This window comes from Telmatocola sphagniphila (genome assembly GCF_018398935.1).
GTDB lineage: Bacteria > Planctomycetota > Planctomycetia > Gemmatales > Gemmataceae > Telmatocola > Telmatocola sphagniphila.
In genome coordinates, this window is record NZ_CP074694.1 from 2,859,963 (window position 1) to 2,876,202 (window position 16,240).

At 54.0% G+C, this 16,240-nt stretch carries 13 protein-coding genes; 5 read left to right on the forward strand and 8 right to left on the reverse strand.

Annotated features, from left to right (window positions below; translation table 11 throughout):
- Positions 1-70: 70 nt before the first annotated feature.
- Together KIH39_RS11310 and KIH39_RS11315 are read left to right on the forward strand one after the other, a co-directional pair.
- Positions 71-1,036: a hypothetical protein gene (locus KIH39_RS11310; RefSeq protein WP_213499476.1), complete on the forward strand. Its 966-nt coding sequence runs from the start codon at positions 71-73 to the stop codon at positions 1,034-1,036.
- Between the two features lie 66 nt (positions 1,037-1,102).
- Positions 1,103-2,707 carry a prenyltransferase/squalene oxidase repeat-containing protein gene (locus tag KIH39_RS11315; RefSeq protein ID WP_213499477.1) on the forward strand — a complete coding sequence of 535 codons (1,605 nt, stop codon included), beginning with the start codon at positions 1,103-1,105 and terminating at the stop codon, positions 2,705-2,707.
- A gap of 89 nt (positions 2,708-2,796) precedes the next feature.
- Here KIH39_RS11315 and KIH39_RS11320 read toward each other — a convergent pair whose 3' ends face one another.
- From KIH39_RS11320 to KIH39_RS11350, 7 genes are all read right to left on the reverse strand, one after another.
- Entirely contained in the window at positions 2,797-3,993 is a 1,197-nt protein-coding gene (locus tag KIH39_RS11320; protein WP_213499478.1) for a M20/M25/M40 family metallo-hydrolase, read from the reverse strand.
- A 172-nt stretch (positions 3,994-4,165) separates the two neighbouring features.
- Positions 4,166-4,717 carry a hypothetical protein gene (locus tag KIH39_RS11325; protein WP_213499479.1) on the reverse strand — a complete coding sequence of 184 codons (552 nt, stop codon included), beginning with the start codon at positions 4,715-4,717 and terminating at the stop codon, positions 4,166-4,168.
- A gap of 25 nt (positions 4,718-4,742) precedes the next feature.
- Positions 4,743-5,957 carry a glucuronate isomerase gene (locus tag KIH39_RS11330; RefSeq protein WP_213499480.1) on the reverse strand — a complete coding sequence of 405 codons (1,215 nt, stop codon included), beginning with the start codon at positions 5,955-5,957 and terminating at the stop codon, positions 4,743-4,745.
- Between the two features lie 114 nt (positions 5,958-6,071).
- Positions 6,072-6,749 carry a hypothetical protein gene (locus tag KIH39_RS11335; RefSeq protein ID WP_213499484.1) on the reverse strand — a complete coding sequence of 226 codons (678 nt, stop codon included), beginning with the start codon at positions 6,747-6,749 and terminating at the stop codon, positions 6,072-6,074.
- Positions 6,750-6,787: 38 nt separating this feature from the next.
- Positions 6,788-7,273 carry a hypothetical protein gene (locus KIH39_RS11340; protein WP_213499486.1) on the reverse strand — a complete coding sequence of 162 codons (486 nt, stop codon included), beginning with the start codon at positions 7,271-7,273 and terminating at the stop codon, positions 6,788-6,790.
- A 53-nt stretch (positions 7,274-7,326) separates the two neighbouring features.
- Positions 7,327-8,424, reverse strand: coding sequence for a polysaccharide biosynthesis/export family protein (locus tag KIH39_RS11345; protein ID WP_213499488.1), 1,098 nt, complete (start codon positions 8,422-8,424; stop codon positions 7,327-7,329).
- A 231-nt stretch (positions 8,425-8,655) separates the two neighbouring features.
- Positions 8,656-8,976: a DMT family transporter gene (locus KIH39_RS11350; RefSeq protein WP_213500376.1), complete on the reverse strand. Its 321-nt coding sequence runs from the start codon at positions 8,974-8,976 to the stop codon at positions 8,656-8,658.
- A gap of 279 nt (positions 8,977-9,255) precedes the next feature.
- On the opposite strand from KIH39_RS11350, the gene KIH39_RS11355 reads away from it, so the two are divergent.
- The 3 genes from KIH39_RS11355 to KIH39_RS11365 all read left to right on the forward strand — a co-directional run bounded on the left by KIH39_RS11355 (position 9,256) and on the right by KIH39_RS11365 (position 13,739).
- The gene (locus tag KIH39_RS11355; protein ID WP_213499490.1) at positions 9,256-11,007 is read left to right on the forward strand and encodes a hypothetical protein; all 1,752 of its coding nucleotides are present in this window, start codon (positions 9,256-9,258) and stop codon (positions 11,005-11,007) included.
- 36 nt (positions 11,008-11,043) lie between these two features.
- A complete protein-coding gene (locus tag KIH39_RS11360; RefSeq protein WP_213499492.1) occupies positions 11,044-12,441 on the forward strand; it encodes a DUF1800 domain-containing protein in 1,398 nt (465 codons plus the stop codon).
- A 62-nt stretch (positions 12,442-12,503) separates the two neighbouring features.
- Positions 12,504-13,739 (forward strand): DUF1501 domain-containing protein, encoded by a 1,236-nt coding sequence (locus KIH39_RS11365; RefSeq protein WP_213499494.1) that lies wholly within the window; start codon positions 12,504-12,506, stop codon positions 13,737-13,739.
- Positions 13,740-13,814: 75 nt separating this feature from the next.
- Here KIH39_RS11365 and KIH39_RS11370 read toward each other — a convergent pair whose 3' ends face one another.
- Entirely contained in the window at positions 13,815-16,178 is a 2,364-nt protein-coding gene (locus KIH39_RS11370) for a hypothetical protein (protein ID WP_213499496.1), read from the reverse strand.
- Positions 16,179-16,240 lie beyond the last annotated feature (62 nt).

Genomic DNA, 16,240 nt, shown 5'->3' on the forward strand with positions numbered 1-16,240 from the left:
TGAGAGGGCATTTTTGGGAACTCTCCCCATCGATGTTCCATCTCATTAGTATCTCATTTCTTGGGTATTTATGCGCGGTTTTCCACTAACTCTCCGGGCCCTGCTCCAGCAAATTCGGCTGCGATACCTGGTTTTACCCTTAATCCTCCTGATTTGGACCAGTCTGCTGACTGCTCAGGAGCCGGCTAAAGAAAATTTAAAGAAACAGGGCGAGCCCTATAAATCGGAGTACGATCCCAAAGACAATAAACCCGCCGAAGAAGTTCCTCTCGAAAATGAAGCTGAAAAAATTCAGCTGGATAAGAATCTCGACTGCTTCAAAGCCGTGGAAGATCTCGAGCCGGTCCGCAGTGCCGATAAGAATGAAGACGAACACTTCGCGTACAATTACATATTGGAGCACGCCCGCAAATTCAGCACGGCGGCTCTGGCTCGGAACTCTCTTCGGAATATTCCGTACGCCAACTTCGTGGACGATATCCGGCAGGATTACCGCTACGATCTGATTCATGTGGAAGGGCGAATTGTTCGCATCGACCTGATGAAACCGACGGAGATGCTGGCCAAAGCCTCCGGGGTCAAACAGCTTTATGAAATATGGCTCTTCCCGCTCGAGCGAGCTAATCAGGATAATCCCATCTGTCTGGTGACCTCGGAGATTCCCGAAGGAATCAAAACAGGGCGAGATGTGGGCTATTGGGTCGAATTCGATGCATATTACTTTAAGTTGATGAAGTACGAATCGGGCCAGAAACTCGCTAATAACCGCTATCAATGGCGGAAAGCCCCTCTGTTTCTGGGAAAAACTTTCCAGGTAATTCCGCAGCCCGAGGAAAACAGCCTTTTCTCTTTTAAAGGCGGCTTCGTACCCGCCGTAGTCACAGTCCTCGGCGTGGTCGGTTTCACTGCACTGGGAATTGCGCTCTATTTTCGAAGAGGGGACCGTAAAGTACGCGAACGACTGGAGCAGATCCGGGGGAATACCAATCCTTTCGAAAATGCTCCGCCGCCTTCCGAATGGTTGGAACACAGTTAGTTTCGCCCATGAATTGCAGAATTGTGAGCTTAACAGGTATCTCCCATACCTCGAGGAGTCTTGATCGTGACACCAAACCCTGAAATTCCACCGACCCTGGGAACTGCTGTACCGCCTGCGGACAATCCCCAAGGTGGCAAAGCGGGCTCGCCGGTTATCCGTCGGCTGGACGTGCTTTCGGAAGACAGCCGGGAACGGCTGCTTCGTCGCGTGGCCCCGGCCTGGGCGATCAGCGGGATCATTCACGTCATACTGGTGATGATCGCCCTGGTGATCTTCGGCGGCAAGAAAGCGGCCGCTAATGTGGAGGACAAGATCGTATCCACCTCCATCGAAGATTCCAAGGACAAAGAAGACAACCTGGTAAACGACGATGTCGGCTTCGATGCGGACCTGCAGGCCGCAACAGACGCGGCCCGCGAAGCCGATAAAAACGTGGAAGCTCCCGTCGTCGAAAACCAGCCCGTCGATGCCATGAAGAACGATAGTGACGCGCCCATCGTCGGGATGGCCCAGGGCTTCGGCGACCCCTCCAAAGATAGTGGCGTCACCGGCGATCTGGTGGCCAACAGCAATTCCAAGCTCGGCGAAGGCGGCGGATTCAACGCCATGGCCACCCGCGGACTCAGCCAGCGCGGCAGCGGTGCCACCAAGGATGCCTTGATCGGCAAATATGGTGGGAACACAGAATCCGAAGCGGCGGTGGCCCGCGGGCTCATCTGGCTTGCAAAACAGCAGAAAGAAGACGGCTCCTGGCGTTACGACGGCGGAGACAAGACCAACGAAGTCGCCGCCGCGACCGGCATGGCACTGCTCCCCTTCCTGGCCGCGGGTGAGACTCACAAGTACGGCAAGCACTATCAGCAGAACGTGTCTCGAGGACTGTCCTATCTTCAAAACCTCGTTGGCTCCAACGGTAAAGTTAATCAGGCAACCAGCATGTACGGACATGCCATCGCCACGATTGCCCTGTGTGAAGCTGTGGGGATGACCCGGGATCGCAGCCAACTGCGAGAGAAGGCACAACTGGCAGTCAACTATATCGTCAAAGCCCAAGCGACCGATGGAAGTTGGGGCTATACACCCGGTGCCTCGGGAGATACCTCTATCGTCGGCTGGCAAGTTCAGGCTCTGAAGAGCGCCATTCTCGCCGAATTGAAAGTAGATAAGGCAGTGCTCGAAAAAGCCGTTGGCTTTCTAGATCGAGTGAGTACCGATAGCGGTTCCCGCTACGGCTATCGCGACAATGAAAATACCACAAATCTGCTCTCCTCCGTCGGCCTTCTTTGCCGTCAGTACATCAGCGGTTGGGGACCGGGTACTCCCGGATTGATCAAGGGAGTCGATGAGTTCCTGAAATCGGGGATGCCCACGCGGGCGAATTTCGACATCTACTTCCACTACTATGCCACTCAGGTCGTTCACTTTTTCGAGGGACCAGCCTGGCACCAGAAGTGGAATCCGGCCATGCGGGATCTCCTGATCAGCCTTCAGCGCAAGAATTCGGACGACAAGAACCGAGGCAGCTGGGATGCGGATGGCTTCAGCATTGGAACGCACTGTTCCCGTCTGGGAACGACCTGCTTGAGTCTATTGACTCTGGAAGTTTACTATCGCCATCTTCCTTTGAACAAACGAGATAATGCCGGTCTCGCAGAGTTGAATCGCTAAAGGGCATCGAACGGAAAATCGAAAGCGGAGGAAAGTCGCTTCCCTCGGGAAGTGCCTTTCCTCCGCTTTTTTTGGGATTTGGATCTGGATTAGGATTTGGTGGCGGTAGCCAGTGCGACGGCCAGCCGGCAGCCACTCTCAAATTCGCTCAGATCGACCCACTCATTCACAGTGTGAATCTCGTTTTGCCCCGCCCCGAATGTGATGGTCGGTATACCATGCTTTACCATCCAGTTGGCATCCAGTCCGCCGTTGGTCACTTTCAAGTTTGGTTCCCGGCCGAGCTTTCGGATGGCCGACATTGCGTGCTTCACGATCGGTGCGTTTTCCTTGATTCGAAACGGTAAATAATCGAGTCGGGAGGTGAATTTTACTTTGCCCGTCCGCCCCTTGTGATCTCGAACTTCCTTAACCGCCAAGCTGAAGGCGGCTTTGTACGCGGCCGTGATCGATCGTACGAATTTGGCATCGTGGCTGCGCGATTCACCGCGAATCAGAATATAATCGGTCACTACGTTCGTGGCTTCTCCGGCACTTCGCCCATGCTTATCGCCGACGCTGCCGATGTTGCTGGTCCCTTCATGACCTTCCTTCACAATCTTCCCGAACCAGCCATTTTTGAACAAATCGGCCATGGCTAACGACAGGATCATTGTGGCTGAGATCCCCATTTCCGGATGAACGCCGGCATGTGCTGCCTTTCCGAAAATCTCGACTTCCCATCGGTCAGCTCCCACCGCCCCAATAGTCACATCCGCGGCAGAACGACCGTCGAAGTTGAAAGCCATCACCGGTTCGTGGAGATCTTTGGGATCGACATTGCGGGCTCCAAACAGGCCCGACTCTTCTCGAACCGTGAACAGTAAAGTGATCGGCGGATGCGGTAACTTTCTGCGGATTAATTCTGCGGCCAGCGTCACCAGTACCGCACAGCCCGTGCGATTATCGCCACCCAGAGCGGTCACTCCCGCTGGTACGATGCGATTGCCCTTCCGAACCGGTTCCGCCCCGGCGCACAAGGGAACGGTATCCATATGCGTCATGAACAAAATTCGAGGGGCGCTGAATGTGCCCGGCAGATTCACGATCAAATTGCCGGTTTGCGTCGGCAAAGCAATTCGTTCATTGGCCGTATCGAAACGAATCGCCGAGGCCGGGACACCAACCTCTCCGAGAGCTTTCTGGATCTCCTTCGCGATGGCCGCTTCCTGACCGGTAATCCCTTCTACGGACAGGAAGCGCATCAACCGATCAATAGCCGGTTCAATCTGGACATCGCTTGGCATTGGGAAATCATCCTTTTCAGCGGGAGATATTCGAAAAGATTATTGTAGAAGACTTCATCGCAAGGACGTATTGCTGCAGCCGGTCGGGGAAACGATTTGCCTTCGAAAAATAAAAAAAACCGCTCGAAGCAGGTTCGAACGGTTAAGTGATGGGGACTTCAAGAAGGAGAGCTTATTTGAAAGCTTTGATCCATTCTTCGAATGCCTTCTGGTGTTTTTCAACCGTCTTCTTCGGGCCAATCACTCGGAGGAAGTAAGGACCGTTTTCGCTCTCGACAATCGCACCGAGCAGGCGGAAATCTTTTTTCTCCGTCACGGGCGAGCTGGGATTGAAAGGCTGTGCTTTAAACTTGTAAGTGCCGTTTTCGACAATCAGGTAGTTCACTTTCACTTTATCGCCGTTGATTTTGAATTCCGAAGCCTTGCTGACATCGTCGATTTTCTTGCCTTCGGGTGCATCGAACTGGTCTTTCCAGCGCTTCAGATTATCGGGTACGCCGCCGCCGCCGCCCTTGCCGAAGTAGAAGATCACCAGTTCGGCATCTTCCGAATCGCCGTCGGCTTTGGGAAGTTTGGCCTGCATCAGGCGCATTTTGTTGCTGCCTTCTTCGGTCTTCCAGCCGTCGGGGATCTTGGATTTCATCCCGTCCATTTCGAAATCCGCCGCGAAGCAGTAACCGACCAGCGCGAAGGCCAGAAGTCCGGTTCCGAACAATTTAACCATCGTTGCAACTCCCTGTGATTAGGACTTAGATCTTGAATATCTCACGAACGTTATCGCGAAGCAATCGTTTACCCAACTCAACCGCCTGATTTTCGCTCCAGCCCCGCGACCGGACGAAATCTTCCGCCAGTACGTTGGCCAGAACGCGTCGATACATGCCGAATTTGGGCAATACAAATTCCAGTTTATACGCATCGCTATAGTAGGCGATCTGCTTGGTTTTTGGAACAGCCTGAAGGCGAGATTTTAGATCGCTGTGAATATACGCCGGAATATTGCTGTACCACCAATGCCCGTTGGTTACGACGTTCGGGAAAATCCAGGCGTGGCTGACCAACTCTTGATTCGAGTTCGAACAGAGCACCGAGATCGGAAAGGTCACCTGCGGGAAGGCATTGAACAGCTCGGCGTATTGCAGAAGTGAAACGCGCTGATCGAAAAGATCCTGCCCCTGATAGACGCCGTTGCGGTACACTTGACGATTCACGCCGATCATCAGATCAAAAGGGAGCTTATATTCCCGGCAATGTTCCGCAATCACCCAGAAGATACCGGCGGGACTGAGAGCCTCGGCATCCGCTTTCGGACTGAAATTGGGAGGCAGACTGATTGCGCAGGCCTTGGCGTTTTTCGACAGAAACTGCTCGAAGAGCTTGCGGATTGCCCGTTTCAGGCTTGGCCCATCGTGAACTTCCACACCGGTCGCCCGAGCCAGGCGAATCTGAATTTCCCGTTCTTGCAACCGGAAGACCAGTGCATCGGTCCTCAAACAGGGAACATAACGGCTGGTATCGAAATCCTCCAGCGGATCGTCGAATTCATTGGTAAGGAATATAGCTTCAAGATTCGATTTCTTGAAAACCTGTTCCTCCCAATCGGATTGGGCAAATATTTTCTCCGCCCGATCATATAAGCGATCAGAATTGTCGGCAGAAATCTGGTCTTCCGTCATTCCCAAAAAGGATTTCACGATTTCTGCAAACCAGCTGTACTGCAAAGTGTTATCAAAACGCTCGATATGCTGCAAAATCGCTCGGACCCGTTCCCGGCCGGGCACATCCTTCGCCAAAGGTGCCTGACTCATTCCCGCGCTATGCGCCAATTCGGTGTAGTAATGGTAACCGAGAATGTCGTCCAGTGAACGGGAGACGGGATTCAGCGGGTCTATATGCGAATGAGGATCTATTAGCGGAATGTCTTCGAGAGCCTGAGTGAGATCCAGAACCAGTTGATCGGCCATGCGAAAGCTCTTAAAAGACGAATAAGCTTTCACATCAATGTATGAACCCTCGCCGGAGACAGAGAGGGGAGCTGGGACAATACGGGTTTCAACTATCCGAAAGAATGGCCGCGATTATTTGCCATCGGCTTGGGAAATCCCCAATCCTGCCAACTGTTTCTGATTGTCGGCAATCACGACCTTGACGGGCGTCGGGTTCCCTAACCAGGCTTTGGGGGCCGTCGCTATCGGAGTCGGAGTCGCCAGAGAAGCATTAGCGGTCAGGCTGGCGGGCAATTGAGCGGGAGGAGAAGCCGTCGTCACCGTTTTGAGAGAGACCGGCGTAATCAATGTTGCGGGTGGAACTGCCGAAGGAGTCGCCGCCAGTGAGGTCGGTGGGTTCAGCGATACCGGCGGTTGTGGGTTGTAGGGAGACACGACATTTCCCAGACTGGCTTTAAGACCAGGAGCCTTCGAGGACGTGGCCACGGCAGTCACGCCGATTGCCGGCGGAGGATTTCCGTCAGGCGTCAACCAGTGCTTGGAAGGAGTGGAATCCACCTCAGTCGGTTTAGCGACGACTTTGGGTGCATCGAAACGAGCGGCCAAAGGTGGGCTGATCACGGGATCAGTTTTTTCCGGAGTTACCGTAGGCAGAATTCTCGGCTCGGCAACAGGACTTCCATTCGGAGCACTCCAGCGCGTCTGGTAGTATCCCGAGGCGGTTGTGGCCGGCGGTCGGACACCGTCCTGGGCGAAGGCCAACCCGGCGGGGCCGCAGAGTAAAAGCAGGGCGAGACTCAACTTCTTCATCGGAATTCCTTTTCCTACGAATCTTCAAATCCTGGAATTTACTGTCCTCGCGTAGCGCTGCCGCGAGCCGCTCCGTTGTTCAAACCGCTCGCCCCGAACGGACTGCCGGCATTAATGGCCCCGGTGGTTCTTCCGCTAAAGGAGTTGTTTACCACGCCCTGCCCCGCACTAAAGCCGCTGCGGTTCAGACTCATGAAATAGGGCTGCGTATTCAGGAAGCGAATCGAATTGCCCGTGATGGGCACGTTATCGATTCCATTAATCGCCTGGGTATTTTGAACCTGCTGAGTGGCTAGCCCCTGCACCTGCTGCCGGAACTGCAGTTCGGGCCGAACCAGTCCATAATAGTTGGCAAGTGTGGAGCTACCGCCGCGAAGCAGGTTCAAATAAGGGCTCGTGGTTGGCCCTCCCTGACCGAAACCGGGATTCATGGCCCCGCCAATCGGTGGCCCCGCGGGATACTGCGCGAAAGCCGACGCATTCAAAACCAGAAACAGCGCGAAAGCGAGAAAAATTTGTCGCATTTGGAAAACCTCTGAATCGGGAGGGGTTCGATTACCCTCCCGATATTGTAGTCCTAGAATCCGCCCGAGACATTCGTCTGGCCATCCACGGCTCGCACAGCCCCGTTACCCAGCAGAGTGAATCCGAAGATTCTCTCGAACGGTGCCAGCACCTGAGCCAGCTTGTTGTCGAATGTGATCCAGGGGTTGGCCTTCACGAACAAGCGGTCCCCGGGGAGCAATTGATAATTCGTTGCTACCTTGCCTTTGGTGGTAATGCCCATCCAGTCGACGGGAAGAATCAGTTCTTCATTCACACTCGTCGGCGACGGTCGGGCGATCCAGATCGAGTTGGTGCTCGACACGGGTGACAACCCATACAGTTGGCTGACGGCATCCAGGACGGTGTCTTTCCCAGTTACCGGCAGGCGGACCACTTGTTGACCGCGGTTCGCCCCGTCATAGATCACGTAAAAAGTTTTGCTGTTGAAGGCAGCGACACTCACAGCGATCTCGGGTGACTGCAAATATTTACCCAGATGCTGTTCGATGACCTGTCGGGCCTGCGTTACCGTCAAGCCGACCACTCGAACGTTTCCATAGGTACCGAGATTCACCGTTCCATCCGGCTGCACCAAATGCTCGCCGCGAATCTGCTGAAGAACGCGCGACTGGCTGAGCGACACCACAGCCTTCGGATCCTTCAGTTTAACAATGGTCTTGAGGTGTTTTTCGATCGCTTCTTTAGCCTCGGGCAAAGTCATGCCCTGAAGCTTGATCGGTCCGCCATAGCTGGGGCCGAGATTCACGCTGCCATCTGGTTCCACAATATAAACGGTGTTGATCGGCTCTTCCGGATTGGAATTGGCAACCTGGATGAACAAGCCATCGAGCGGTTCGACCTTATAGGGCAATTGCGGTAGAACTCGAATAGCATCGATCCGCAGGATATCGGGCGGTTCGATCTGGTATTCCGGCATGGTAACCATGTCGAGTTCGCGCGGCAGATTGCCGTTGTAAGGCTGCGGATCGCCATGGTGTGCTTTGGTGACTACATAAGGATCGAAAACGTTTTTCTGCGAAGAGGTGCTTAGACAACCTGTGTTGGCGAGCGCTATCGCCAGATAGAATCCACAAGCCATCGCGAATCGCCAGCGTCCGTTCGAAGTCATGGACGTTTCCCCCCATCGCAGAACCCGGTGAAAATTTCCCCGCGCCGGATTCGCGAATCTGTTCGGATGGACCAAAAAACCGCAAGTGATCCCGAAATTCCCCCGAACTCGGATATGTACTTGTCGATCTTTAGCCAATCGGTGCTTTTATATCGGGAGGCTTTCTAACCGTAGCTTGGAAATGATGCAAGGTCGATTTTTCGAGTTCGATTAAAGTTGGTCACAAACGATTTAATGTTCTCCGGACAGCTTCAATCCCACGATCCCCAGCAGGATGATGGCCACGAAGATTATTCGCAATAAATTGGCCGACTCGTTGAAAAGAACGATGCCCAGCAGAACGGTTCCCACAGCGCCGATGCCGGTCCAGACCGTGTAGCCGGTTCCAAGAGGGATACTTCGCAGCGCCAGGGTGAGACAGTAAACGCTGGCAAACATGGTAATCAAAGTAATCAGCGTCGGCCACAGTTTGCGGAAGCTGTCGGTGTACATCATGCTGACCGCCCAGCCCACCTCCAGCAACCCCGCAAGGATCAACCAGCCCCAATCCATCGCTCGCCCCCGTGTGATACTCTCATTTGCCATGATGGCCTCGCGAATCCACTCCTGAAAAGGGATTCTAGAGATTCCTCGCCAACCCCCAAGGAGGCACTTTCCCCGGACCCGGCCGTTCGGTGATAGCAGAAATTGAGACCATCGCGGTCCCATTTTTGCAATCCTCTCAAACTGACAAACTTGCCTATTTCGACTCAATTTCTGAAACCGCCGTGCGAACAATCGAGTAGACTTCCATAATAACTCGCGACTTCTCCTTTGAATTGGGGTTCCCTGATGCGTGGAGTCCTTCTCTCCTTACTTGCTGTTGCAGCGTTGCCCAGGGCCGCGCACTGTCAGACAGCGGATCCGCTGAAATATATTCCCCCGGCGGCCCAGCTGATCATCAAAATCGAAAAGCCCCGGCAATTGCTGGAAAGCGCTTTTAAATTGCCGCTTTACGATCAGGCGATGAAGTTGAACACGCTGCAGCGGGCGCTCGACACGGCCGATTTTCGGAAGTTTCGCGACCTCGTCAGCTACTTCGAAAAGGAACTGGGAAAACCCTGGCCAGAACTAGTCGACGAACTCGCCGGTGGGGGCCTCGCACTGGGCGTTCGCTATGCCGATGCAGGGACGGATAACCCGACCATGCTGGTGATGCAATCTCGGAACGAAGAAACGCTCAAGAAATTCCTGATAAAACTCGTCGACATTTTTAAGCAGGAGCAAGAACGTCAGGGCGGCAAAAGCCAAGTGGAAAGCAAAAACCTCGAGGGCTTTGAAGCTTACCAACTGGACGAAAAAATCGTTTTGGTCCGCGACGGCTCGGTTCTGTTTGCCTTGAACCAGCAGAAACTGATCGCTCCGGTGATCGATCACGTGAAAAAACTCCACGCTTCCCCGAATCTGGAGAGCATGGCCAACCATCCCGGCGTCACGAAGAGCCGCCAATTATTACCGAAAAATCCGGACGCGTGGTTCTGGTTCGATCTGGCTTGGGCCAAGACCCTCGAAGGTGCAAAAGGCATCCTGGAGCAACCCCGCAATGATCCTATTCCGACTTTCGTTTTTGCCGGCCTGCTCGATCTGGGCCGACGCTCCGAGTTGATTTCCGGTGCACTGACTTCCTCATCCGAGGGCTATGATTTCACTCTTCGCCTACCGGCTGGTTATGAACATCGGGGAATGGACACCATCCTGCATTTACCCAAGGAAGTTCCCGCTTCTTATTCCATTCCCTCTCTGCATCCCAAAAACACGCTCTATTCGCATGCTTTCTATCTGGATCTGGCCGCGTTTTACAACGAGCGAGAAAAAATCTTCAACAAGGAAGTCAGCAAAAATCTCGCGGATTTTCAAAAGCAAGTTTCGAAAGTGCTGCCTTCGGCTTCTTTTGAAAAACTGATGAATTCGACTGGGCCGATTCATCAAGTCGTGATTGCCTACTCCGACAAAAAACCTTACAAAACGGAGCCCAACCAAAAGATTCCTCCCGGGGCTTACATCGTACCTTTGCGCGATAAAGAAGCCAGCCGGAATTTCGAAGCTCTGGTGCGGGCCGGCGGCTTCCTGGCTTCGACGCAGGTTCCCCTGAAGATGTCGGAGGAAACTTATGCTGGTGCAAAACTTCTGATCTATCGTTTCGATGAAACCAAGCCGTTCCCCAATAATGGCGATCCGGAAAATATCCGCTTCAATTTCGCGCCCACGTTCGTTGATTTAGGCGACAAACTGCTGTTCAGTTCGACGACCGATCTCGCCCGGGAATTGATCGATCTTAACAAGGCCGCTCCCGCATCGTCCAGCAGTGCCGGTTACGAAAATATGAGCATGGAATTTAATGCCGAAGGGGGAGCCGCCTTGATCGCCGCGGATCCGCAGGCCGTGAAAATCCAACTGATTCTTTCTCAGGCGCTACGTGAAGCCGAGGCCCAAAAGGAAGCCGAACTGCTGATCAAGTACGTTCGAAATCTGGGCGTCCTCCGAATCAACACTGTATACTACCCCAACGATTTTCGCATGAATTTCCGCTGGATCCTGAAATAATTCCTCTCCCGAAATCGACCGCTAGCGAGAACTCGCATGTACCGAGAAGCACAAAACGCCTGGCTACCTTACGAACCCAGCCCCGCCAATCCCTGGACGCTGGCCAAGGTCGGGCATCTCTATCGACGGGCCGGTTTCGGTGGCAGTTATCCGGAATTACGCGCGGGGCTGGCTCTGAAACCTCAGGAATTGGTCGATCGCCTCGTGCATCCCCCCGGGGATATCAATGCGTTCGAGGCCGAAACCACTAGTTGGAGCCAGTCGATTCGTAAAGGGAATAACATCCAGCAAGCCAGCGACTGGTGGCTCTACCGGGTGCTGAAGACTCCCTTCCCATTGCGCGAGAAGATGACACTTTTCTGGCATAACCACTTTGCCACTTCATTCTCGAAAGTTCTGAATATTGGCTATATGCTCGGTCAGTACGAGTTAATGCACCAGCACGCCCTGGGCAATTTCGCGGAAATGCTACAAGGCATTTCCAAGGACCCGGCCATGCTGGTCTGGCTGGATACCATCCAGAGCAAAAAGGGTATGCCCAACGAGAATTATGCCCGCGAATTGATGGAACTTTTCAGTTTGGGAATTGGAAATTACACCGAAAATGACATCCGGGAAGCGGCGAGAGCTTTTACCGGCTGGGAGATCCGTAACGGGAAGTACCATTTCAACAAGGATCAGTTCGATGCCGGCGAGAAAGCAGTTTTCGGCAGAAAAGGCCCTTTCAGCGGCGAACAGATCGTGCAACTCTGCCTCGAAAAGGAAGCCTGTGCCCTCTTTATCGTTAAGAAACTCTATCTGTTCCTAATCAGTGAGTCGGCGGAATTGAATCCGGAATTGCTGAAACCACTCGTGGAGCAGTTCCGGAAAGATTACAACATCGGCCAACTGGTCGAGACCATGCTCCGATCGAACCACTTCTTCGCCGCGGAGAACTATCGAGCCAAAGTGAAATCGCCGGTCGATTTTATCTGCGGCGTGGTGCTAGGTTTGCAAGGCTCGGTAGGTGTTTCCAATCTGGCTCGATCCCTCGAAAGTCTCGGACAGAATCTCTTCAGTCCCCCTTCCGTAAAAGGTTGGGACGGCGGGCCCGCCTGGCTGAATGCCCAAACCCTCCTTTATCGCCAGAATCTGGCCTTGCAACTTTGCGAAACCCGACAAAAAGAGGATGGTACCAATCACTCTCTTCCACTCCCCTCCCGGCTCCTGAAACTGGCCGGGGTGCAAACCGACCCGGCGGCCGTCGATCTGTTTCTGGAGGTCTTTCTACAAAAGGAAATTCCGACCCAGACGCGGGATAAACTGCTCGACTTCGCGGCGCATTCGAATCCCAAATCCTTCCCCAGTTATTGGAGCGAGGAACGGAAATCGGAACACAAAGCGATTTCGCTCTGCCATATGATTCTGACTCTACCGGAATGGCAGCTGGATTAATTCGTGGAATTCCGCCCGATTCCGGTTCATACTAGAAGCTTCCCCACTCAACGAGACTTGCCATGTTCAGACGCGATTTCCTCAAAACCGGTTCCCTTCTCGGGTTGGGCTCCAGCCTGCCTGCTTTTCTGGCCAACAGCGCCTACGCGACGCCGAACGCCGAAAAGCCCGGGGCGAAGGATACCATCCTGGTCGTCGTTCAATTCACCGGCGGCAACGATGGCCTCAATACCGTCATCCCCTATGCGGATGAGGAATATGCCAAACTTCGTCCGACGCTGAAAATTGCCAAGGATCGCGTGAAAAAATTGAACGATCATGTCGGGTTGCATCCCTCCATGACCGGGATGGCCGAGTTGTACGAAGAGAAATCTTTGTGCGTGGTACAAGGCGTCGGCTACCCAAACCCCAGCCAATCGCACTTCCGAAGCATGGATATCTGGCAAGCAGCCAGCACAGCCGAGACCTTGAATGAAGGCTGGCTGGGCAAGGCTCTCAAAGAGTTAAAAGCTCCCAGCTTCCATATCGCCAACGATGGCGAATCTTCTCCCTTGGCTTTCAGCGGCGCCCCCGTGCGAGTGCCCAGCGTTAAGAATCTGGAAGATTTTCAGCTGAAAATGACGGCTGCCAACGGCTCGGAGAAAGAAGGTCAGCGGAAGTTGCTGGGGGAAGTCTCTCAGGGAAGTTCAACTGCGGGGAATTCGAACAATTTGCTGCAATTCGTCCAGCGAACCGCACTGAACACCTACGCCAGTAGTGACAAGCTCCAGGAGATCGGCAAAAATTATCAGCCGAAATCTCCCTATCCGCAATCGCCACTGGCAAACAAGCTCCGATTGTGCGCCCAGCTGATCGACGGCGGATTGGGTACCCGAATCTTCTATCTGAGTATCGACGGCTTCGACACTCACGCCAATCAGGGGGGAGCCAACGGAGCCCATGCAAACTTGCTAGCGCAGGTCTCCGGAGCGATCACCGCCTTTTACAAGGATCTATCTGCCCGCGGCCATAAAGATCGCGTGCTGATAATGACCTTCTCCGAATTCGGCCGGCGCGCCAAAGAAAACGGTAGTAAAGGAACCGATCACGGTAGCGGAGCTCCCATGTTCCTGGTCGGCGGCAAAGTGAATGCCGGAGTGCTGGGCGACCATCCCAGCCTAACCCAACTCGAGATGGGTAATTTGAAACACAATCTCGACTTCCGGCAGGTTTACGCAGCGGTTCTCGATCAGTGGCTGGGAGTTTCCAGCCGTAAGGTGCTTAGTGGGGATTTCTCCGCCGCGAAAATTCTGGTTTGAATTCCTTAAATAAAAAAAGCACGCATCGATCGGATGCGTGCTTTTTTTGTTCTTCTCGCAGCTTAGTCGGTTCGATCAACCATCGAATCGCCCCGGTTTGCTGCTATCGTTGCCGCCATTGGGGGTATTACCCGAATTCGACTTCATAATGTTTTCCACTTCCACAAGCCATTTCTTCCAGCGGTCTTCGCGTTCCTTGCGTTCTTTATTTTCCTTCTCCGAAGCACTCGTCAGAACGGACATCTTGCCGGTGTTCACATCCATCAGAAGGATTTCCGTGGCACATTCATCGGTATAGGTCTTGTTGTTGATCACTCGGGTTCGCTTACCGCCGTCGATATCGACCACGAGTAACTTTTCATTCATCCCATAGGTGGGATCGACCGGTATCCCGCGAGCAGGCTCCTTGGCTTTCGGATTTCTGGACGGCTCGCTGGCCCGAATCGTGTAGTGGTTGAGAGTGGAATCCCACAGAGGGAGATTCACCAACTGCTTGCCACCGACGATTTGACCGCGACCGACCACCACATCCGTTACGATCCACTCGCCCACCGGTTCGCGATAGTTGGCTCCCACTTCAATCTGTGGCATCCAGCGTTGGAATTGCAGGATCGCCTGTCCATCCTTAACGTCAATTTTCTTGTCGGCTTCCCGATCGATGGAATAGATGTAGGTCTCGGGAGGAATGCCGACTGTGTCCTTCATGTCGATCCATTCGCCTTTCAGCTCGGAAATTTCCGCATCGGAGGGACGGGAAACCAGTTTGTCCTTGCCGAAATTCGGGTTCTTCATCTTCACCTGAATGCGATACTGATAACGATAGCCCGGCAGAACATCGATATCGACGAAGCGAACGAGCACTGCATCGGGAGCTTCTCCACTCGCCAGATTGTTAATTTCACCACCTCCCGGGAAGCCACCGTTTGCGCCGCCGGGACCACTTCCCGGTACACCCGGAGGAGGGAAACTCCCAGAGGAGGAACCAGAATTGGGTGGGAACGATTTTCCGCCTTTACCAGGAGCGCCGGGGCCCCCCGGCCCACCCGGAACCATTCCGCTCGGACCTCCAGGACCACCCGGTCCGCCCGGTCCGCTCTTAGATCCAGGCCCCATTCCTTCCGATCCGCCGCCAGGGCCGCCGGCCGAGGAGTAGGAGGTCGGTGGTTCGTAAATATCGCCTTGCCCCAGGAGAGGGTTCGGGTTCTTAGGCAACGCTGGGGGTCGATTCAGTTCTTTGAAATGTTTGATGGTGGCTTCGAGGCTGGGAAGCTTCAAATCGGGGTATTTCATACCGTCCATCAAGGGGGGAAGGTTCATATAGAGCCGGTTGCTCACATCGAGCTTAACGATTTGCAGATCCGGGTCGTCCGCTTCCACCGCGCCCATGGTTCGACGGTAGATCACATTGCGATAGCGATCCTCGAAGTGCAGCGGGCTCCAGTCCACCGCGATCGTGCCATCTTCATTGAACACGCGGCGTTGGACGTTTATGCCGGTGAACACCGGGGTCGCGTCGCTGGTGTTATAAATTTCGCTGATGGAGGAAAGGCGAAGGGCTTCCCGGATCCGGTCCAGCTGCTGCTTGTAAGGGAAGGAGGCATTAACCACCACCATTCGCTGCGGCCAGATGGTTCGAGCCGGCTCTTTGCCTTCGAGAGCCTTCTCATCGTTCAAGGAGACGTATTGAACCGTCGGTCGTAAAGATTCCGTTGTGTTCAGACTACCCGAACCCGTCATTCGACCTGAGCCGGAACCTTTACCGCCGCCACCGGACGACCCCCCTGGACCGCTCGCCATGCCAGGTCCACCGGGGGCTCCCGGTCCGCCAGGTGCTCCTGGTCCGCCAGGAGCTCCCGGCGCACCCGGACCTCCTCGACCACTACTGCCTGGAAAACCTCCCTGTGGCATGTTATTGCCCGCGTTCGGATTGTAGTTAGCACCACCGATCTTGTTTCGAATTCCTTTGAAAGGGTCTTTCACCTTTTGTTCGTTGCCTCGCTCCTTCATTTCTATCACACCGATCATGGGCGTGTTGGAATCCAGCTTGAGATCGACCGCCACGATTCGGGTATGAACGGGATTTGCTTGAATCTCCGTGACACCCAGTACCGGCGGATTCGATCGGCGGCTGGAAGGAATAGCAATCGGATCGAAAATGGGAGTGTTGGCAGCGAATAAGGCTGCCGGTATTTGTTCCTGTTTGTAAGGAACCTTTACGAACTCGGGAAGATCGGAAATGGTGGCATCGCCATTAGCGATCTGGCTCGTGATCTGCGATGCCTTCTGCTTGATCTGGTTGGCAAACTCCGCCGGATTAGCACCTGAGAAAGCGCTGGAAACGCCCAGTGCCAGCATGCCAAGCAGCGCGATTCCGGCAATGCCCATGCCGATTTTTTCGCCCTTCTGCAGAAGCAGTTCTTGAAAATCGACCTTTGCCATAACTAAGCCCCTTGACTGTTAAACTGTCTCAACGAGCTGACAGTGATCGTAGCTCGGATTTT